This window comes from Bacillus inaquosorum, from assembly GCF_023238325.1.
In the GTDB taxonomy this organism is placed as follows: domain Bacteria; phylum Bacillota; class Bacilli; order Bacillales; family Bacillaceae; genus Bacillus; species Bacillus inaquosorum.
Genome location: NZ_CP096592.1, coordinates 3,497,237 through 3,516,620, shown reverse-complemented (window position 1 = coordinate 3,516,620; position 19,384 = coordinate 3,497,237). Strand labels below are relative to the sequence as shown.

Below are 19,384 nucleotides of genomic sequence, written 5' to 3'. Positions count from 1 at the left end.
GTGATCTTTAGAAAAAAGAAAGCAAGGCGAGGTTTGGCTCAAATATCCGTTTTACACAATAAATCAATTGTTGCGGAACAATATCGCACCATTCGGACAAACATTGAGTTTTCATCCGTCCAGACCAACTTGCGGTCTATCCTCGTCACCTCCTCTGTGCCTGGTGAAGGTAAATCGTTCAGTGCAGCGAATCTTGCGGCTGTCTTTGCGCAGCAGCAGGAAAAGAAAGTGCTGCTGGTGGATGCCGATTTAAGAAAGCCGACCATCAATCAGACGTTCCAGGTTGAGAATGTAACCGGGCTGACAAATGTGCTGGTCGGAAATGCTTCACTCAGTGAGACGGTGCAAAAGACACCGATCGATAACTTATATGTGCTGACAAGCGGACCGACCCCCCCGAATCCGGCTGAATTGCTGTCTTCAAAAGCAATGGGAGATTTAATCTCGGACATCTATGAACAATTCAGCCTCGTCATCTTTGATTCCCCTCCGCTTTTGGCTGTTGCAGATGCTCAGATTTTAGCAAATCAGACAGACGGCAGCGTGCTCGTCGTCTTAAGCGGAAAAACGAAAACCGATACCGTTCTGAAAGCGAAGGATGCACTGGAACAATCCAATGCAAAGCTGTTAGGCGCACTTTTAAACAAAAAGAAAATGAAGAAATCGGAACACTATTCCTACTAAATGGATTGTTAAGGTGATGTCTCCTGACCTGTATCAATGGAGGCACTCGGCTCTGCTGTGGGCAGCTGATATTGCTGCCTTAGATGCTGGTCGTCGCTGGCGGGGCGTGAGGACGGGTTAAATGCCCACTTATCTGATATATACATAGGACGTGTTGTCGGTTTAGCTGCTGCCGATTTTTTTGAGGACGAAAACCGCCGCAGCTAAACCGATAAAAGAATTAGGGGGGAAAAGGTTGAGTTACCGGAGAAGACTGTCAATGATTATTGCGCTGGATACTTATCTCGTTTTAAATTCAGTTATTGCAGGATATCAATTTTTAAAAGATTCCTATCAATTTTATGACTCCGGAGCATTATTGCTTACCGCTGTCAGCTTGCTCCTCAGCTATCATGTATGTGCTTTCCTGTTCCGTCAGTATAAACAGGTGTGGACATACACCGGAATCGGCGAGCTGATCGTCCTGCTTAAGGGCATTACTCTTTCAGCCGCTGTGACCGGCGTCATACAGTATGCTGTGTATCATACGATGTTCTTCCGTCTGTTAACGGCATGCTGGGTGCTTCAGCTTTTGTCTATCGGAGGAACCCGTGTTTTGTCCAGAGTGTTAAAAGAAAGCATCAGAAAAAACCGCAGCGCCTCGTCCCGCGCCCTGATTATCGGGGCGGGCTCAGGAGGGACTTTGATGGTCAGGCAGCTGCTTTCAAAAGATGATCCTGACATCATACCTGTCGCTTTTATTGATGACGACCAAACGAAGCATAAATTAGAAATTATGGGGCTTCCCGTGATTGGCGGAAAAGAAAGTATCATGCCCGCGGTGCAAAAGCTCAAAATTAACTATATTATTATTGCCATTCCTTCACTCCGCACCCATGAGCTTCAGGTGTTATATAAAGAATGTGTGCGAACTGGAGTAAACATTAAAATTATGCCTCATTTTGATGAAATGCTGCTTGGCACACGAACTGCCGGGCAAATCAGAGATGTAAAAGCTGAGGATTTGCTCGGCAGAAAGCCGGTGACACTCGACACAAGCGAAATTTCGAACCGCATCAAAGGAAAAACAGTTCTCGTCACGGGAGCGGGTGGATCAATCGGTTCGGAAATCTGCCGACAGATCAGCACGTTTCAGCCTAAGGAAATCATTCTGCTCGGCCATGGAGAAAACAGCATTCATTCAATTTATACAGAGCTGAACGGACGGTTCGGCAAACAGATTGTGTTCCATACGGAAATTGCGGATGTGCAGGACCGCGATAAAATGTTTACCTTGATGAAAAAGTACGAGCCGCACGTTGTCTACCATGCAGCTGCCCATAAGCATGTGCCTTTAATGGAACACAATCCTGAAGAGGCTGTCAAAAACAACATCATCGGAACAAAAAATGTCGCGGAAGCAGCCGATATGTCGGGGACAGAAACGTTCGTACTGATTTCATCGGATAAAGCGGTAAACCCGGCCAATGTGATGGGGGCAACAAAACGATTCGCCGAAATGATTATTATGAATCTCGGAAAATTCAGCAGCACCAAATTTGTCGCTGTCCGCTTCGGCAATGTGCTCGGGAGCCGCGGCAGCGTCATTCCGATTTTCAAAAAACAGATTGAAAAAGGCGGCCCGGTGACGGTGACACATCCGGCGATGACCCGCTATTTCATGACGATTCCCGAGGCCTCAAGGCTTGTCATTCAGGCCGGGGCACTGGCGAAGGGGCGTCAGATTTTCGTTCTCGATATGGGAGAGCCCGTAAAGATTGTGGATCTTGCCAAAAACCTCATTCATTTGTCCGGCTACACGACTGAGCAGATTCCAATCGAATTCACAGGCATTCGTCCCGGTGAAAAAATGTATGAGGAATTGCTGAATAAAAATGAAGTGCACGCTGAACAAATCTTTCCGAAAATCCATATCGGCAAAGCGGTGGACGGCGATTGGCCAGTGCTGATGCGCTTTATCGAGGATTTTCATGAGCTGCCGGAAGCCGATATGAGAGCGAGGCTGTTTGCGGCGATCAATACATCAGACAAAATGACGGCTGCCAGTGTTCATTAGGGGGAGTGAAGATGACGAAAAAGATCTTGTTTTGCGCGACTGTTGATTATCATTTTAAGGCCTTTCACCTCCCTTACTTTAAATGGTTTAAACGAATGGGCTGGGAGGTTCATGTCGCCGCGAGCGGACAAACCAAGCTGCCGTATGTGGATGAGAAATTCTCCATCCCGATTCGCAGATCACCCTTTCATCCTCAGAATCTGGCCGTTTACAGACAGCTGAAGGACGTGATCGACACCAATCAATATGACATTGTCCATTGCCATACGCCGGTCGGCGGCGTGCTCGCCAGACTAGCGGCGAGGCAGGCAAGGCGGCACGGAACAAAGGTGCTGTACACAGCGCACGGCTTTCACTTCTGCAGCGGAGCGCCGATAAAAAATTGGCTTCTTTACTATCCGGTTGAGAAATGGCTTTCGGCATATACCGACTGCCTGATCACGATCAATGAAGAGGATTACACTCGGGCAAAAGGACTTCAAAGGCCGGGCGGAAAGACGCAGAAAATTCACGGCATCGGCGTCAATACCGATCGGTTCCGGCCTGTCAGCCCGAAAGAGCAGCAAAGACTCAGAGAAAAACACGGATTCCGTGAAGACGATTTTATATTGGTTTATCCGGCTGAGCTCAATCTGAACAAAAACCAGAAGCTGTTAATTGAAGCCGCAGCCTTGCTGAAAGATAAAATTCCGTCGCTCCGCCTTGTCTTTGCCGGAGAAGGGGCGATGGAACAAACGTATCGAACGTTGGCTGAAAAGCTTGGCGCTTCCGGCAATGTCCGCTTTTACGGCTTTTGCCGCGACATTCACGAGCTGATACAGCTGGCAGATGTATCTGTCGCATCCAGCATCAGAGAAGGCCTCGGCATGAATGTACTTGAAGGGATGGCGGCGGAAAAACCGGCGATTGCCACGGATAACCGCGGGCATCGGGAAATCATCCGGGACGGAGAAAACGGTTTTTTGATCAAAATCGGTGACAGTGCCGCTTTTGCCCGCCGGATTGAACAGCTTTACAATCAGCCGGAACTCTGCAGAAAGCTGGGACAGGAAGGCCGAAAAACAGCCTTGCGCTTTTCGGAGGCGCGAACGGTAGAAGAAATGGCAGATATATATTCCGCGTACATGGAGATAAAGGAGAAAAGCGTATGAACTCAGGACCGAAAGTTTCTGTCATTATGGGCATTTATAATTGTGAACGCACTTTGGCGGAAAGCATTGAATCCATTCTCAGCCAGTCCTATAAAAATTGGGAGCTGATTATGTGCGATGATGCGTCAACTGACGGCACGCTCCGCATCGCGAAGCAGTATGCCGCTCATTACAGCGACCGCATCAAGCTGATTCAAAACAAAACAAACAAGCGGCTTGCCGCCTCATTAAATCATTGTCTTTCGCATGCGACAGGCGAATATATCGCCCGCCAGGACGGAGACGATCTTTCGTTTCCGCGCCGTCTGGAAAAGCAGGTCGCGTTTTTAGAAAAACACCGCCACTACCAGGTGGTTGGCACCGGCATGCTTGTATTTGATGAATGTGGCGTAAGGGGCACACGCATCCTGCCTTCTGTTCCAGAGCCGGCCATCATGGCAAAAGGGACCCCGTTTTGCCACGGAACGATTATGATGAGGGCGAGCGCCTACCGCACGCTGAAAGGCTACCGTTCGGTGCGGCGGACGAGACGGATGGAGGATATTGATTTGTGGCTTCGCTTTTTTGAAGAGGGCTTCAGGGGCTACAATCTCCAGGAAGCCTTGTATAAAGTAAGGGAAGACAGCGATGCATTCAAACGGCGGTCATTTACGTATTCAATCGACAATGCCATCCTTGTCTATCAGGCATGCAGACGTTTGAAGCTCCCTTTATCTGATTACATATATATCGCAAAACCGTTAATCCGCGCGTTTATGCCTCCAGCCGTGATGAATCGCTACCACAAAAAAAGAGTGACGAACCAAAAGGAAGGGCTTGTCAAGCATGAATAACAGCCAAAAACGCGTGCTCCATGTTCTCAGCGGCATGAACAGGGGCGGCGCGGAAACCATGGTGATGAATTTATATCGGAAAATGGACAGAAGCAAAGTACAATTTGATTTTTTAACGTATCGAAATGATCCGTGCGCTTATGATGAAGAAATTTTATCTTTAGGCGGGCGGCTTTTTTATGTCCCGAGCATCGGACAAAGCAATCCCCTTACATTTGTGAGGAATGTAAGAAACACGATAAAAGAAAACGGGCCGTTCAGCGCGGTCCATGCCCACACGGATTTTCAAACGGGCTTTATCGCCCTTGCGGCAAGGCTTGCCGGAGTGCCGGTCAGGGTATGCCATTCCCACAATACGTCGTGGAAAACCGGCTTCAATTGGAAGGATCGCCTGCAGCTGATGGTGTTTAGGCGGCTTATCTTGGCGAATGCGACAGCATTGTGTGCCTGCGGAGAGGATGCGGGCAGGTTTTTATTCGGGCAGTCCAACATGGAAAGGGAGCGCGTTCATCTCCTTCCGAACGGGATTGATCTTGATTTGTTCGCTCCAAATGGGCAGAGGGCTGATGAAGAAAAAACAGCACGCGGCATAGCGGCTGACCATCTGATCATTGGCCATGTGGCCCGGTTTCATGAAGTGAAAAACCACGCGTTTCTGCTAAAGCTTGCCGCACATCTCAAGGAACGAGGGGTTCGCTTTCAGCTCGTTCTCGCAGGAGACGGGCCGCTGCGCGAGAAAATGGAAGAGGAGGTGCGGCGGCAGAATCTGCTTTCAGAGGTCCTCTTTTTAGGCACTGAAGAACGCATTCATGAATTGATGCGCACATTTGATGTGTTTGTCATGCCGTCTCTGTACGAAGGCTTGCCGGTTGTGCTTGTGGAAGCGCAGGCATCGGGGCTTCCATGCATCATTTCAGACAACATTACAGAAAAAGTCGACGCCGGTCTCGGGCTTGTGACGAGATTGAGTCTTTCTGAGCCGATCGGTATCTGGGCTGAAACCATTGCAAGGGCGGCCGCCGCAGGCAGGCCGAAGCGGGAGCTCATCAAAGAAACACTTGCCGAACTCGGCTACGATGCACAGCAAAATGTAGGAGAGCTGCTGAATGTGTACAACATCAGCAGCGGAAAAGGACTATAAACGATGATTGTATATGCCGTCAATATGGGAATTGTATATATTTGGTCTTGGTTCGCTAAAATGTGCGGCGGCCGTGACGATTCGCTCGCCACGGGGTATCGGCCGAATAAGCTTCTGATTTGGATTCCGCTCGCCTCACTTGTGCTCGTGTCGGGTCTCCGCTACAGAGTCGGCACGGATTTTCAGACGTACACGCTGCTGTACGAAATGGCGGGCGATTATCAAAATGTGTGGCAGATATTCGGTTTCGGGACAGCGAAAATGGCGACAGATCCGGGCTTTACCGCACTGCTTTGGCTGATGAATTTCATCACGAAAGATCCCCAAATCATGTATATAACGGTTGCGGCCGTGACCTACAGCTTTATTATGAAGACACTCGCTGACTACGGAAGGCCGTTTGAGCTGAGTGTCTTTTTATTTTTAGGAACCTTCCATTATTACGCGTCTTTTAACGGCATCAGGCAATACATGGTGGCCGCTGCTTTGTTTTGGGCGATCCGTTATATCATCAGCGGGAACTGGAAGCGATATTTTCTGATCGTGCTGATCAGCTCGCTCTTTCATTCCTCGGCGCTGATTATGATTCCAGTGTACTTTATTGTCAGAAGAAAAGCCTGGTCACCGGCGATATTCGGCCTATCCGCTTTATTTCTCGGCATGACGTTTTTATATCAAAAATTTATTTCTGTGTTTGTCGTTGTGCTTGAAAACAGCTCATACAGCCATTATGAAAAATGGCTCATGACAAACACAAATGGAATGAATGTGATCAAAATCGCTGTCTTGGTTCTGCCGCTGTTTCTCGCCTTTTGCTACAGAGCGCGTCTGCGGAAGCTGTGGCCGCAAATCGATATCGTCGTCAATTTGTGCCTGCTCGGGTTTTTGTTCGGGCTTTTGGCCACAAAGGACGTGATCTTTGCCAGATTCAATATCTATTTCGGCCTGTATCAAATGATCTTAGTCCCTTATTTCGTCAGGATCTTTGATGAAAAATCGAATGCCCTTATCTATATCGCTATCATTGTTTGTTATTTTCTTTACAGTTATTTGCTTATGCCGGTTGATTCGTCCGTTCTGCCCTACAGAACGATTTTTTCCCGGTAATTTATGCAAGAGGAGCCGGTCATTATGGAAACACCTGCGGTTAGTCTGTTAGTCGCTGTTTATAACACAGAAACATATATCAAAACGTGTCTCGAATCATTGCGGAATCAGACGGTGGACAATATTGAAATCATCATCGTCAATGACGGTTCAGCAGACGCCAGCCCGGATATCGCGGAGGAATACGCCAAAAACGACAACAGGTTCAGAGTGATACATCAGGAGAATCAAGGGCTCGGCGCGGTTCGTAATAAAGGCATCGAGGCGGCACGCGGCGATTTTATCGCGTTTATCGATTCAGATGATTGGATCGAGCCTGATTATTGCGAGCGGATGCTCCAGGCAGCAGGCGATGAAACTGATCTGGTCATTTGCAATTACGCCGCGGAGTTTGAGGACACTGGAAAAACGATGCTCTCTGACATTGCGGAAACCTATCAGGGGCAGCCGAAGGAGCACTATATCAAGGCGTTATTCGAAGGGAAGGTCAGAGGGTTTTCATGGAACAAACTTTACAGAAGAAGCATGATTGAAGCACACCGGCTGTCGTTTCCGCTCCGAGGCGAGCTGGAGCATGTCGAGGATCAGTTTTTCAGCTTCCGGGCTCATTTTTTCGCCCGTTCGGTATCCTATGTAAAAGCGCCGCTCTATCATTACAGAATTCACCTATCATCCATCGTGCAGCGCTATCAGAAAAAGCTGTTTGAATCAGGACTTGCGCTGTATGAGGCGAATGCGGCTTTTTTACAGGAGAACAACAAAATGGGGGAGTACCGAAAGGAGCTTGATACCTTTATCGTGCTTCACAGCAGCATCTGTATGCTGAACGAATGGAAAACAAGCGGCAGCGGCCGGCTGTTTGAAAAGCTTAGAAATGTCGGCGTGATTTGCGCGGACCCGGTGTTTCAGGAGAGCCTCTCAAAAACGGGTACTGCGCCTTTTGATGCAAAACGGTCATGCCTGCTTCTGATGGCGAAATACAGAATGATTCCATTCGTCGCTATGGCGTCGGCCGTGTATCAGCGGGTAATCGAGTACAAAATGAGAAACAGAGGGTGAGGACATGTCGTTACAATCGTTGAAAATCAATCTTGCAGAATGGCTGCTGCTTAAGGTCAAATACCCGTCCCAGTATTGGCTGGGTGCGGCCGATCAGCCGGTAAAGGCCGCAGCACATCAGAAAAAAATCATACTGACCCTGCTGCCGTCTCATGACAATTTGGGAGACCACGCGATTGCTTATGCCAGTAAGGCATTTCTTGAGCGGGAATATCCCGATTTTGACATCGTCGAAGTCGATATGAAGGACATTTACAAATCAGCGAAAGCGCTGCTCCGCTCGCGCCATCCGGAGGATATGGTCTTTATCATCGGCGGCGGAAACATGGGGGATTTATACCGTTATGAGGAGTGGACGCGCCGCTTCATTATTAAAACATTTCACGACTATCGAGTTGTCCAGCTTCCGGCAACGGCTCATTTTTCTGACACGAAAAAGGGGCGCAAAGAGCTGAAACGGGCACAGAAAATTTATAATGCGCACCCCGGCCTATTGCTGATGGCTCGGGATGAAACAACGTATCAATTTATGAAACGGCATTTTCAAGAAAAAACGATTTTGAAGCAGCCGGACATGGTGCTGTATTTAAATAGAAGCAAGACCCCCGCAGAGCGCGAAGGGGTTTATATGTGTTTGCGCGAGGATCAGGAAAGCGTCCTTCAGGAGGATGAGAGAAACCGGGTCAAGGCCGCGCTTTTTGCAGAATTCGGCGAAATCCAATCCTTTACGACAACGATTGGGCGCCGGGTCAGCCGCGATTCACGGGAGCAGGAGCTTGAAGCGCTGTGGTCTAAGCTGCAAAGCGCAGAAGCTGTTGTCACTGACAGGCTTCACGGCATGATTTTTTGCGCACTGACAGGAACGCCGTGTGTCGTCATCCGTTCCTTCGACCACAAGGTGATGGAGGGCTATCAATGGCTCAAAGACATCCCATTCATGAAGCTGATTGAACATCCGGACCCCGAGCGCGTGACAGACGAAGTAAAAGAGCTGTTAACAAAAGAAACACCCCGTGCCGGCTTTCCGAGAGATGTGTATTTTAAAGGGCTGCGGGACAAAATCAGCGGTGAAGCGCAATGACCCCGGTCGTCAGCATTGTTGTCCCGATGTATAACGTTGAACCATTTATAGAGGAATGCATCGATTCTCTGCTTCGTCAAACGCTTTCTGATATTGAAATCATCCTCGTGAATGACGGAACTCCGGATCGTTCAGGCGAGATTGCAGAGGACTATGCAAAACGGGATGCGAGAATCCGGGTCATTCATCAGACAAACGGCGGGCTGAGTTCAGCACGAAATGCGGGAATAAAGGCCGCGCGGGGCACGTACATCGGCTTTGTCGATGGAGACGATTATGTATCTTCCGCCATGTTCCAGAGGCTGATTGAAGAAGCGGAGGAGAACCGGCTCGACATCGCTGGATGCGGTTTTTACAAGCAGTCAGCGGACAGTCGGGTATATGTGCCGCCGCAGCTTGACACAAACCGCGTGCTGACAAAAGCGGAAATTGCTGAACGGCTCAAACATGCTCACGAAACGAGATTTATCTGGTATGTATGGCGCTATGTTTATCGCCGTGAGCTTTTGGAAAGGGCGAATCTGCTGTTTGATGAAGACATCCGTTTTGCCGAAGACTCCCCCTTCAATTTGTCCGCTTTTTTCGAAGCGGAGCGGGTGAAAATGCTGGATGAAGGCTTGTACATCTATCGTGAAAACCCGAACAGCCTGACAGAAATGCCTTATAAGCCGGCGATGGATGAACAGATTCAAAAGCAATATCAGGCTAAAATCGCATTCTACAATCATTACGGTTTAGCAGGTGCATGCAAAGAAGATTTAAATGTGTACATTTGCAAGCACCAGCTTCCGATGCTTCTGGCAAATGCCTGTGCTTCTCCAAATCCGCCGAAAGACATCAAAAAGCAGATCAGGCAGATTTTATCCTATGACATGGTGCGGCAGGCTGTCAGAAATACACCGTTTCAGCATGAGAAATTATTAAGAGGCGAGCGTTTGGTATTAGGCCTGTGCAAATTGCGGCTCATATTTCTCATCAAGCTGTTTTTCGAGCAGCGGGGGACGATGAAAGGCAGTGCAAAGCAGGCATGAAATTCACGATAAACTTCAGCGCTAATCTCACGGCTTTTCTCTTGTCCGTATTCCTGTCAGTCTGGATGACGCCTTTTATTGTCAAAACGCTTGGTGTGGAAGCGTTCGGCTTTGTTCATTTGACACAAAATGTGATTAATTACTTTTCAATTATCACCGTGGCGCTCAGCTCGGTTGTTGTGCGGTTCTTTTCTGTCGCCGCCCACAGGGGAGAGCGGGATAAAGCAAATGCGTATATCAGCAACTATTTGGCGGCGTCTGTTCTGATATCATTGCTTCTTTTGCTGCCTCTTGCGGGTTCGGCTTTTTTTATTGACCGTATCATGAACGTGCCGCCAGCGCTTTTGGCTGATGTGCGTTTGTCGATTTTGATCGGCAGTCTGCTGTTCATTTTAACGTTTCTGATGGCGGGTTTCGGCGCTGCTCCATTTTATGCCAACCGCCTATACATCACCAGCTCAATTCAGGCGGTGCAAATGTTAGTACGCGTGTTGTCTGTGCTGCTCTTGTTTGCATGCTTCACGCCGAAAATCTGGCAGATCCAGCTTGCCGCTTTAGCTGGTGCTGCCATCGCGTCTGTGCTGTCTTTCTATTTCTTCAAAAAGCTGATTCCGTGGTTTTCGTTTCGTATGAAGGATCTTTCATTCCGCACAAGCAAGAAGCTGTTTCAGGCGGGCACATGGAGCTCCGTCAATCAAATCGGCGTCCTGCTTTTTTTGCAGATTGATCTATTAACCGCCAATTTGGTGCTGGGGGCGTCTGCATCCGGGAAATACGCGGCGATAATCCAGTTTCCGCTGCTGCTGCGCAGCTTGGCTGGTACGGTCGCATCTCTGTTTGCGCCGCTTATGACTTCGTATTATTCAAAAGGCGATATGGACGGATTGGTGAATTACGCCAACAAGGCAGTGAGGCTGAACGGTCTTCTGCTTGCGCTTCCCGCTGCCTTATTGGGCGGTTTGGCGGGGCCTTTTCTTGCGATCTGGCTCGGACCGTCCTTTTCGTCTATAGCACCGCTTTTATATATTCATGCCGGATACTTGGTGGTCAGCCTCGCCTTTATGCCAATGTTCTATATATGGACCGCCTTTAATAAACAAAAAACACCGGCGATCGTTACCCTGCTGTTAGGCGCGGTGAATGTGGTGCTGGCCGTCGCGCTGAGCGGGCCGGCTCATCTTGGCCTGTACGGCATTACATTGGCCGGGGCGATTTCCCTTATTTTAAAAAATGCCATCTTTACGCCGCTTTACGTATCCCGCATTACCGGCTACAAAAAGCACGTGTTCTTCAAAGGCATAATCGGGCCTCTTTCAGCAGCTGCGTTTGCCTGGGCGGTCTGTGAGGCGATCCGGTTCTTTGTGAAGATTGACGGCTGGACATCACTGATAGCGGCGGGAATGACAGTCAGCTGCTGCTACGCCGTTTTCGCTTTTACGCTCGTTTGTACGAAAGAGGAAAGACAGCTAGTACTGAAACGGTTTCGAAAAACGAAAGGAGCTGTGAATCTTTGATCCTGAAACGACTTTTTGATCTGACGGCCGCCATTCTTTTATTGTGCTGTACGAGTGTCATCATTTTGCTCACCATCGCCGTTGTCAGGCTGAAAATAGGATCACCCGTCTTCTTTAAGCAAGTAAGGCCGGGCCTGCACGGCAAACCGTTCACCCTTTATAAATTCCGAACGATGACGGATGAACGGGACAGTGAAGGAAATCTGCTGCCTGATGAAGTCCGGCTGACGAAAACGGGCAGGCTGATCAGGAAGCTGAGCATCGATGAGCTTCCGCAGCTGCTGAATGTCCTAAAAGGTGATCTGAGCCTTGTCGGTCCGCGGCCGCTTTTGATGGACTATCTGCCGCTTTATACAGAAAAGCAGGCACGGCGCCATGAGGTGAAGCCGGGTATCACAGGCTGGGCGCAAATCAACGGCAGAAACGCAATTTCCTGGGAAAAGAAATTTGAATTTGATGTTTGGTACGTTGACAACCGATCATTTTTTCTCGATTTGAAAATTTTATGTTTGACGGTGCGAAAAGTGCTTGTTTCAGAAGGGATTCAGCAAACCAATCATGTGACGGCGGAACGGTTTACAGGAAGCGGAGATGTGTCCTCATGAGAAACGTGGCCATTGTGGGTGACGGCGGACACGGAAAGGTGATCAGAGAGCTGATAAACGCCCGGCCAGACACGCGCTTAACCGCTGTGCTGGATGATAAATTCAGATCGTTTGAAGCCGGAAAAGAGTGGTGCACAGGCCCGCCGGAAGCCATTTCTGAAGTGCGCAGGCTGGTCCCCGATGTGTTGTTCCTAATCGCCATCGGAAACAACAGTGTCAGAAAACAGCTGGCAGAGCGACTGGGACTGAAGAAAGAAGATTTCATTACATTGATTCACCCGACAGCCATCGTCAGCAAGTCCGCTGTCATCGGAGAAGGGACCGTAATTATGGCGGGCGCGATCATTCAGGCGGATGCGCGTATCGGCGCCCACTGCATCATCAATACGGGTGCAGTGGCAGAGCACGACAATCAAATCAGCGATTATGTCCATCTTTCCCCGCGTGTCACGCTGTCAGGAGCGGTCGTTGTTCAGGAAGGCGCTCACGTCGGAACCGGCGCGTCCGTCATACCGCAGCTCACAATCGGGGCCTGGAGCACTGTCGGCGCCGGCTCCGCGGTGATCCGTTCCATACCGGACAGGGTAACGGCGGCCGGTGCCCCGGCGCGCATTATTTCTTCCATTCAAACATAAAACAAAGGATGATTATATGCATAAAAAAATCTACTTATCTCCCCCTCACATGAGCGGCAGAGAGCAGCACTATATTTCAGAAGCCTTTCGCTCAAACTGGATTGCGCCGCTTGGGCCTCTCGTGAATTCATTTGAAGAACAATTGGCTGAACGCGTCGGCGTAAAAGGGGCGGCTGCGGTCAGCTCTGGAACGGCGGCGATTCATCTGGCGCTGCGTTTGCTTGAGGTAAAAGAAGGAGACTGTGTGTTTTGCCAGTCCTTTACATTTGTGGCGACCGCCAATCCGATTTTATATGAAAAAGCGGTGCCCGTCTTTATTGATTCTGAGCCTGATACGTGGAATATGTCGCCGAAAGCCCTTGAACGAGCGCTGGAGGATGCGAAAAGAAACGGAAAGCTGCCCAAAGCGGTCATTGCCGTCAATTTATATGGGCAAAGCGCGAAAATGGATGAAATCATAAGCCTGTGTGACGCATACGGAGTTCCTGTCATTGAGGACGCAGCCGAATCTCTCGGCACAGTATATAAAGGGAAGCAAAGCGGGACATTCGGGCGCTTCGGCATTTTTTCATTTAACGGGAACAAAATTATTACCACATCAGGTGGCGGGATGCTCGTTTCAGACGATGAAGCCGCCATTGAAAAAGCACGATTTCTCGCTTCGCAGGCAAGAGAGCCGGCTGTACATTATCAGCACAGCGAAATCGGACAAAATTACAGACTGAGCAATATTCTCGCTGGCGTAGGCATTGCCCAGCTTGAAGTGCTGGATGAGCGGGTGGAGAAAAGAAGGGCCATTTTCACAAGATACAAAAATGCACTCGGTCACATAAACGGCGTCCGCTTTATGCCAGAGCATGCAGCAGGTGTATCCAATCGCTGGCTGACCACGCTCACACTTGATAACGGGCTGAGCCCATATGACGCGGTTCAACGCCTTGCGGAAGAAAACATTGAAGCGCGGCCGCTGTGGAAGCCGCTCCATACCCAGCCGCTGTTTGAGCCGTCTTTATTTTATTCTCATGAAGATACAGGAAGCGTATGCGAAGATCTTTTCAAACGAGGGATCTGTCTCCCATCAGGGTCAAATCTGACGGAAAAAGAGCAAGACCGGGTCATTGATGTGCTAGTACACTTATTCCAAACTGCCGAGGTGAAGAAATGGACAGCAAGCATTCGATGATCAGCCTGAAACAGAAACTGTCCGGGCTGATCGATGTCATTCCGAAACAGTCCGAGATCATATATGCCGACTATCCTCTATACGGAAATGTAGGGGATTTATTTATTATGAAGGGAACAGAAGCATTCTTTAAAGAACATGGGATCCGGGTCAGAAAACGCTGGAATCCCGACAATTTTCCAGTTGGACGAAAGCTGGATCCGAACCTCATCATCGTCTGCCAGGGAGGCGGCAACTTCGGGGACTTGTATCCGTATTATCAAGGCTTTAGAGAGAAAATCGTCCAAACCTATCCGAACCACAAAATCGTGATCCTGCCGCAATCAATTTATTTTCAAAACAAAGACAATCTCAAACGGACAGCGGAGATATTTTCTAAACATGCGAATCTCCACATCATCACAAGGGAAAAAGCCTCCTATGCAACAGCGCAGGCCTACTTTACAAGCAATCATATTAAGCTTCTGCCTGATATGGCTCATCAGCTGTTTCCCGTCGTTCCAACGCAGCAGCCGATCAATCAAAAGCTAAGATTTATCAGAACAGATCATGAAGCAAACAAGGAGCTTCAGGAAGACACAAAAGCGGAAAGCTACGATTGGCGCACGGTGCTGTCAGCTTCAGACCGCCGGACGATCGCTTTTCTGCAAACGCTGAACGTCTTGAACAAAAAAGCGGGCAACCCTCTGCCCATCGCGTATATATGGGAAAAATACTCGGATTATATCGTTAAAAAAGCGATTCGGTTTTTCAGCCGTTACGAATCGGTAGAAACGTCTAGACTGCACGGCCACATCTTGTCCTCTCTTCTTCAAAAAGAAAACACGGTCATTGATAATTCGTACGGGAAAAACGCCAATTACTATCACACCTGGATGGAAGGCGTGCCGAATACTCGACTCATCCAGAGCGCTTCAAAGAAGGAAAACCTTCCTGCTCACATGTGAGCGGAAGGTTTATTTTGATTCTCCCCGTTTGACTTTGTTGTACGCTTCATCTAAATGCTGAATCCGTTTCAAGACGACTGCGTTTTTCGTCAGCTGGTCCTGCACAAGCGTTGAGACGACGGAACGGTAGTAGCTGTTCATCGCATGGATTTTATCCTCAGACTGATTCATTTCGATATGCTGTTTAAAATTCTCAATAAAATAAGGTACGGAAAAAAGTTCAGACATTTCTTTGGCAGCTCCTTTTTCATAAATGTATACGGTGTGATCTCAATCATGTACAATGAAGAAAGGGGAGTGAGCAAGATGGATATGAAACTTCAGCAAGTACAAGTATTAAAGCCTCAACTGACACAGGAGCTCAGGCAGGCCATCACGCTGCTTGGCTATCATTCGGCAGAACTCGCCGAATACATTGATGAGCTCTCACTGGAAAACCCTCTTATTGAACGAAAGGAATCAGACACACCGCCACTATCTTACCATAAAATAAACAAAAACAGGATGAATGCACAGGAAGCAGGCCTTCAATTAAGTGATCCGCAAAAAACACTGCAGGATGTGTTAAAACAGCAGTCACTTGATATGAATCTGACAAACTCCGAAAAAAAGATTTTCAATTATCTGATTCATTCGCTTGATTCGAACGGGTACTTGGAAGAAGAAGTGGAGGAGGCAGCACGGCGACTATCGGTTTCAATCAAGGAAGCGGAAGCTGTTTTGGCAAAACTCCAGTCGTTAGAGCCGGCTGGAATCGGCGCAAGATCTCTGCAGGAATGTATCCTTCTTCAATTACAGCGGCTGCCGAACAGAAATGAACAAGCGGAAATGCTTGTTTCAGCTCATTTTGATGCTTTCGCGCAAAAAAACTGGAAAGCGCTTTCAAAAGAAACGGGAATTCCGCTTCATACCATTCAAGATATCTCTGATGACATCGCAGCTCTTCATCCAAGACCGGGCCTTCTATTTGCCCAGCCAGAGCAAGATGTGTATATCGAGCCTGACATTTTTATCACCGTGAAAAACGGGCACATCGCAGCGGAGCTGAATACCCGCTCGTTTCCAGAGATAGACCTGCATCCGCAGTACAGAACGCTTTTATCGTCCGGCTCCTGTCAGGATACCGCCTCTTATTTATCTGCGAAATATCAGGAATGGCGCTGGCTGAGCCGCGCGCTGCGACAGCGAAAGCAGACGATCACGAGAATCATAAATGAACTGATCACACGGCAAAAGGATTTCTTTCTGAAAGGACGAAGTGCAATGAAGCCGCTGACTCTCAGGGAGGTAGCGGACTGCCTAAGCCTTCATGAATCAACTGTGAGCCGGGCAATTAAAGGGAAAACGATGCAAACGCCGTACGGACTGTTTGAGATGAAACTCTTTTTCTCAGCAAAAGCCGAGGCTTCAGGAGATGGAGATGCATCTAACTATGCAGTCAAAACGCATCTTGAAGACCTGATCAATCAAGAGGACAAAACAAAACCGCTCTCAGATCAAAAGCTAGCTGATTTGCTATATGAACAGCACGGCATCCAAATCTCCAGACGAACCGTGGCAAAATACCGCGATCAAATGAACATTCCGTCATCGGCGTCGAGAAAACGGTATAAATAAAATCCTCCCGGAAAGGGAGGATTTTTTTACGGAATCATCCAGCTGAACACATGATGCTGCAAAAAGGTGATGATACAAACGAGCAGCAGCAAAAACAAGCTGTGCTTAATCGTAAAGCGGAAAAGATCTGATTCCTTTCCCGCGAGTCCTACCGCGGCGCACGCCACCGCAATCGACTGCGGCGAAATCATTTTTCCTGTGACACCGCCTGATGAGTTGGCAGCGACAGACAGAACAGGGTCCATGCCGACTGATAATGCGGTGACTTTCTGCAGGTTGCCGAACAGCAGGTTGGCAGAAGTATCTGAGCCTGTAATGAAGACACCGAGCCAGCCGAGAACAGGCGAGAAGAAGGTAAACATTGAACCTGTCAGCGCGAGTGTCATCCCGAGTGTCGTGCTCATTCCAGAGGAATTGGTGACATAGGCAAAACCAACGACAGAAGCAATGGTCAAAATCGGAAACTTCAGCTCTTGGATTGTTTCCTGAAAAACAGCTCCCCAGTTTTTCCACGAAATCGCAGTGATGAACTTTGACAGCACAGCGGCAATCAATATCGCGGTGCCGGCCGAACCAAGCACCTCGAGCTTGTAAACCGCTTCAATCGGCGCACCGTCAGCATTGACAATTTGATTGTTCAAAAAAGGCACACCGGGGGCAAAAGTCAATTTTTCTCCAACAGCATTCAGCCACTTCAAGAAAACAGCGGAGCCTTCATAATGCCCGGTCAGCGCCGATTTGACAGAGGGAATGCCCCATACAGAAATCATGACTGTCAGCAGCAGAAATGGCGACCAGGCCTTGAATATCTGTCCGCCGCTGTACGCAGGTGCTGCTGAATTTGTTTTCGCCGTTTCAATCGCAGCGGCCGATTCCTGTTCACTGGCAAACCGAAATGTTGTTTTTGGCTTCCACCATTTTAAAAACACAGCAAGTGCAGCCATCGAAACCAGAGCGGACAAAACATCCGGCAGCTCAGGCCCTAAAAAATTAGAACTGAGATATTGAACAACAGCAAAGGAAACACCGGAAACGAGAATCGCCGGCCAAACTTCAAAGGCTTTCCTGAACCCGCTCATGATAATGATTAAATAAAGAGGAATAAATACGGATAGAAACGGCAGCTGCCGCCCGACCATTTGCGAAATCTCCATCGCCGGAATCCCTGTCGGCCCTTCTACAGCTGTAATCGGAATCCCAATCGCCCCAAAGGCCACAGGGGCTGTATTGGCGATCAAACAGATTCCCGCTGCATAAAGAGGATTAAAGCCGAGGCCGACCAGCAGCGCGGCAGAAATGGCGACCGGCGCCCCGAAGCCCGCCGCTCCTTCTAAAAAAGCACCGAATGAGAAAGCGATCAGAAGCGCCTGAAGCCGGCGGTCATCGGTAATCGAGAGAACAGAGCTGCGAATAATATCAAACTGTCCCGTTTTCACAGTGATTTTATACAAAAAAACAGACGTTACAATGATCCAGCCGATCGGCAAAATCCCGTATACGGCTCCTTGTGTAGCGGACATCAGCGCTTTTTCCGCCGGCATCCGATAAACCAATACAGCAATCACAAGCGCGATCCCCAAGGTGGACAAGCCCGCTGTATACCCCTTCATCCGTTTAATCGCGAGTGCCCAAAAAAAGAAAATAATCGGTACAAGTGCGGCAAGCGCTGATAAAAGCAAATTTCCCCCTATAGGCGTAAATGCCTGTGTCCATTGCATCCCAAACCCCTCCTTGAAACATAAACTGGCGTTATATGTAAGCGGTTTCTAAAGATGATATGATCATCTGATGACTGGGTAATAAGACCAGTTACCTAGCATTATATTTTGAAAAAAATCAAAGTACAAGACTTTTTGACAAAATTGTCAAAATCTTTTGGCGGCCCCCAAAACAGAGTATAATAGATCGTAACCAGCCAGACCTACAAGTTACGGGGTGAATTGCATTGAAATACAAACAGATTAAAACAAAGAAAATATATGAAGAAGTGGCGGATGCATTATTAGATATGATCAAAAACGGCGAATTGAAGCCGGGAGATAAATTGGACTCCGTTCAGGCGCTTTCTGAAAGCTTTCAAGTCAGCCGCTCAGCGGTCCGCGAAGCACTTTCTGCATTAAAAGCGATGGGGCTTGTCGAGATGAAACAGGGAGAAGGCACGTACTTGAAGGAATTTGAACCGAATCAAATTTCTCAGCCGCTCTCAGCCGCGCTTCTTATGAAAAAAGAGGACGTCAAGCAGCTGCTCGAGGTCAGAAAACTGCTTGAAATCGGCGTGGCGTCATTAGCTGCTGAAAAAAGGACAGAAGAGGATCTCGAAAGAATTCATGCTGCGTTAAAGGAAATGAGCAGCATTGAAGCGGACGGGGAGCTGGGCGAGAAAGCAGACTTCGCATTTCATCTGGCGCTTGCTGACGCTTCCCAAAATGATCTTCTCAAACATTTGATGAATCATGTTTCATCATTGCTGCTGGAAACGATGAGAGAAACACGGAAAATCTGGCTGTTTTCCAAAAAGACCTCAGTTCAGCGGCTTTATGAGGAGCATGAACGGATTTACAAGGCCGTGGCAGCACAGGATGGAGCGCAGGCGGAGGCTGCCATGCTGGCGCATTTAACGAATGTGGAAGATGTGCTTTCGGGATATTTCGAGGAAAATGTGCAATAACCAACTCATTTCCCGGGCAATTCTGCCGGTGCCGCATGATACAAACAACCGAGACTGAGCCGCAAATGGTTC

At 48.6% G+C, this 19,384-nt stretch carries 17 protein-coding genes and 1 pseudogene; 16 read left to right on the top strand and 2 right to left on the bottom strand.

Annotated elements, in window-relative coordinates; genetic code table 11:
* The 14 genes and pseudogenes from epsB to M1M80_RS17800 all read left to right on the top strand — a co-directional run bounded on the left by epsB (position 1) and on the right by M1M80_RS17800 (position 15,027).
* Positions 1-684, top strand: a complete 684-nt coding sequence (gene epsB, locus M1M80_RS17865) for a protein tyrosine kinase EpsB (RefSeq protein ID WP_019259530.1) — start codon at positions 1-3, stop codon at positions 682-684.
* A 235-nt stretch (positions 685-919) separates the two neighbouring features.
* The gene (locus tag M1M80_RS17860) at positions 920-2,740 is read left to right on the top strand and encodes a polysaccharide biosynthesis protein (RefSeq protein WP_178938627.1); all 1,821 of its coding nucleotides are present in this window, start codon (positions 920-922) and stop codon (positions 2,738-2,740) included.
* An 11-nt stretch (positions 2,741-2,751) separates the two neighbouring features.
* On the top strand, positions 2,752-3,891 hold the full coding sequence (locus tag M1M80_RS17855) for a glycosyltransferase family 4 protein (protein WP_060399539.1): 1,140 nt from the start codon (positions 2,752-2,754) through the stop codon (positions 3,889-3,891).
* Positions 3,888-4,724 carry a glycosyltransferase EpsE gene (epsE, locus tag M1M80_RS17850; protein ID WP_060399538.1) on the top strand — a complete coding sequence of 279 codons (837 nt, stop codon included), beginning with the start codon at positions 3,888-3,890 and terminating at the stop codon, positions 4,722-4,724. The genes M1M80_RS17855 and epsE overlap by 4 nt, the downstream gene beginning before the upstream one ends.
* Positions 4,717-5,872, top strand: a pseudogene (locus M1M80_RS17845) (glycosyltransferase family 1 protein). Before epsE ends, M1M80_RS17845 begins: the two are co-directional and overlap by 8 nt.
* Complete coding sequence (gene epsG, locus M1M80_RS17840) at positions 5,869-6,972, top strand: biofilm exopolysaccharide biosynthesis protein EpsG (RefSeq protein ID WP_060399536.1); 1,104 nt, start codon at positions 5,869-5,871, stop codon at positions 6,970-6,972. The pseudogene M1M80_RS17845 and the gene epsG overlap by 4 nt, the downstream one beginning before the upstream one ends.
* A 24-nt stretch (positions 6,973-6,996) precedes the next feature.
* Positions 6,997-8,031, top strand: coding sequence for a glycosyltransferase family 2 protein (locus M1M80_RS17835; protein WP_060399535.1), 1,035 nt, complete (start codon positions 6,997-6,999; stop codon positions 8,029-8,031).
* Positions 8,032-8,035: 4 nt separating this feature from the next.
* The gene (locus tag M1M80_RS17830) at positions 8,036-9,112 is read left to right on the top strand and encodes a polysaccharide pyruvyl transferase family protein (RefSeq protein WP_060399534.1); all 1,077 of its coding nucleotides are present in this window, start codon (positions 8,036-8,038) and stop codon (positions 9,110-9,112) included.
* Positions 9,109-10,143, top strand: coding sequence for a glycosyltransferase (locus tag M1M80_RS17825; RefSeq protein ID WP_060399533.1), 1,035 nt, complete (start codon positions 9,109-9,111; stop codon positions 10,141-10,143). The genes M1M80_RS17830 and M1M80_RS17825 overlap by 4 nt, the downstream gene beginning before the upstream one ends.
* Positions 10,140-11,657 (top strand): MATE family efflux transporter, encoded by a 1,518-nt coding sequence (locus M1M80_RS17820; protein ID WP_060399532.1) that lies wholly within the window; start codon positions 10,140-10,142, stop codon positions 11,655-11,657. Before M1M80_RS17825 ends, M1M80_RS17820 begins: the two co-directional genes overlap by 4 nt.
* A complete protein-coding gene (locus tag M1M80_RS17815; RefSeq protein WP_003235274.1) occupies positions 11,654-12,262 on the top strand; it encodes a sugar transferase in 609 nt (202 codons plus the stop codon). The genes M1M80_RS17820 and M1M80_RS17815 overlap by 4 nt, the downstream gene beginning before the upstream one ends.
* On the top strand, positions 12,259-12,897 hold the full coding sequence (locus tag M1M80_RS17810; protein WP_060399531.1) for an acetyltransferase: 639 nt from the start codon (positions 12,259-12,261) through the stop codon (positions 12,895-12,897). The genes M1M80_RS17815 and M1M80_RS17810 overlap by 4 nt, the downstream gene beginning before the upstream one ends.
* A gap of 16 nt (positions 12,898-12,913) precedes the next feature.
* The gene (locus tag M1M80_RS17805; RefSeq protein ID WP_060399530.1) at positions 12,914-14,080 is read left to right on the top strand and encodes a DegT/DnrJ/EryC1/StrS family aminotransferase; all 1,167 of its coding nucleotides are present in this window, start codon (positions 12,914-12,916) and stop codon (positions 14,078-14,080) included.
* On the top strand, positions 14,059-15,027 hold the full coding sequence (locus tag M1M80_RS17800) for a polysaccharide pyruvyl transferase family protein (RefSeq protein WP_060399529.1): 969 nt from the start codon (positions 14,059-14,061) through the stop codon (positions 15,025-15,027). Before M1M80_RS17805 ends, M1M80_RS17800 begins: the two co-directional genes overlap by 22 nt.
* Before the next feature lie 9 nt (positions 15,028-15,036).
* Here M1M80_RS17800 and yvfG read toward each other — a convergent pair whose 3' ends face one another.
* Complete coding sequence (gene yvfG, locus M1M80_RS17795; protein WP_003235267.1) at positions 15,037-15,255, bottom strand: protein YvfG; 219 nt, start codon at positions 15,253-15,255, stop codon at positions 15,037-15,039.
* Positions 15,256-15,333: 78 nt separating this feature from the next.
* On the opposite strand from yvfG, the gene rpoN reads away from it, so the two are divergent.
* Complete coding sequence (gene rpoN / locus M1M80_RS17790; protein ID WP_060399528.1) at positions 15,334-16,644, top strand: RNA polymerase factor sigma-54; 1,311 nt, start codon at positions 15,334-15,336, stop codon at positions 16,642-16,644.
* Positions 16,645-16,670: 26 nt separating this feature from the next.
* Here the strand turns inward: rpoN and lutP are convergent, their stop codons facing one another.
* On the bottom strand, positions 16,671-18,362 hold the full coding sequence (gene lutP, locus M1M80_RS17785) for an L-lactate permease LutP (RefSeq protein ID WP_104010192.1): 1,692 nt from the start codon (positions 18,360-18,362) through the stop codon (positions 16,671-16,673).
* 227 nt (positions 18,363-18,589) lie between these two features.
* On the opposite strand from lutP, the gene lutR reads away from it, so the two are divergent.
* Positions 18,590-19,312: an L-lactate utilization/bacilysin biosynthesis transcriptional regulator LutR gene (gene lutR, locus M1M80_RS17780; RefSeq protein ID WP_003235261.1), complete on the top strand. Its 723-nt coding sequence runs from the start codon at positions 18,590-18,592 to the stop codon at positions 19,310-19,312.
* Positions 19,313-19,384: the final 72 nt, after the last annotated feature.

What these genes read in the sequence shown, in the direction of transcription:
- M1M80_RS17825 (WP_060399533.1), top strand. Translation starts at nt 9,109, where the DNA reads ATGACCCCGGTCGTCAGCATTGTTGTCCCGATGTATAACGTTGAACCA.
- M1M80_RS17835 (WP_060399535.1), top strand. Translation starts at nt 6,997, where the DNA reads ATGGAAACACCTGCGGTTAGTCTGTTAGTCGCTGTTTATAACACAGAA.
- M1M80_RS17810 (WP_060399531.1), top strand. Translation starts at nt 12,259, where the DNA reads ATGAGAAACGTGGCCATTGTGGGTGACGGCGGACACGGAAAGGTGATC.
- lutP (WP_104010192.1), bottom strand. Translation starts at nt 18,362, where the DNA reads ATGCAATGGACACAGGCATTTACGCCTATAGGGGGAAATTTGCTTTTA.
- M1M80_RS17820 (WP_060399532.1), top strand. Translation starts at nt 10,140, where the DNA reads ATGAAATTCACGATAAACTTCAGCGCTAATCTCACGGCTTTTCTCTTG.
- yvfG (WP_003235267.1), bottom strand. Translation starts at nt 15,255, where the DNA reads ATGTCTGAACTTTTTTCCGTACCTTATTTTATTGAGAATTTTAAACAG.
- M1M80_RS17830 (WP_060399534.1), top strand. Translation starts at nt 8,036, where the DNA reads ATGTCGTTACAATCGTTGAAAATCAATCTTGCAGAATGGCTGCTGCTT.
- epsG (WP_060399536.1), top strand. Translation starts at nt 5,869, where the DNA reads ATGATTGTATATGCCGTCAATATGGGAATTGTATATATTTGGTCTTGG.
- M1M80_RS17805 (WP_060399530.1), top strand. Translation starts at nt 12,914, where the DNA reads ATGCATAAAAAAATCTACTTATCTCCCCCTCACATGAGCGGCAGAGAG.
- M1M80_RS17855 (WP_060399539.1), top strand. Translation starts at nt 2,752, where the DNA reads ATGACGAAAAAGATCTTGTTTTGCGCGACTGTTGATTATCATTTTAAG.
- rpoN (WP_060399528.1), top strand. Translation starts at nt 15,334, where the DNA reads ATGGATATGAAACTTCAGCAAGTACAAGTATTAAAGCCTCAACTGACA.
- M1M80_RS17800 (WP_060399529.1), top strand. Translation starts at nt 14,059, where the DNA reads ATGGACAGCAAGCATTCGATGATCAGCCTGAAACAGAAACTGTCCGGG.
- epsE (WP_060399538.1), top strand. Translation starts at nt 3,888, where the DNA reads ATGAACTCAGGACCGAAAGTTTCTGTCATTATGGGCATTTATAATTGT.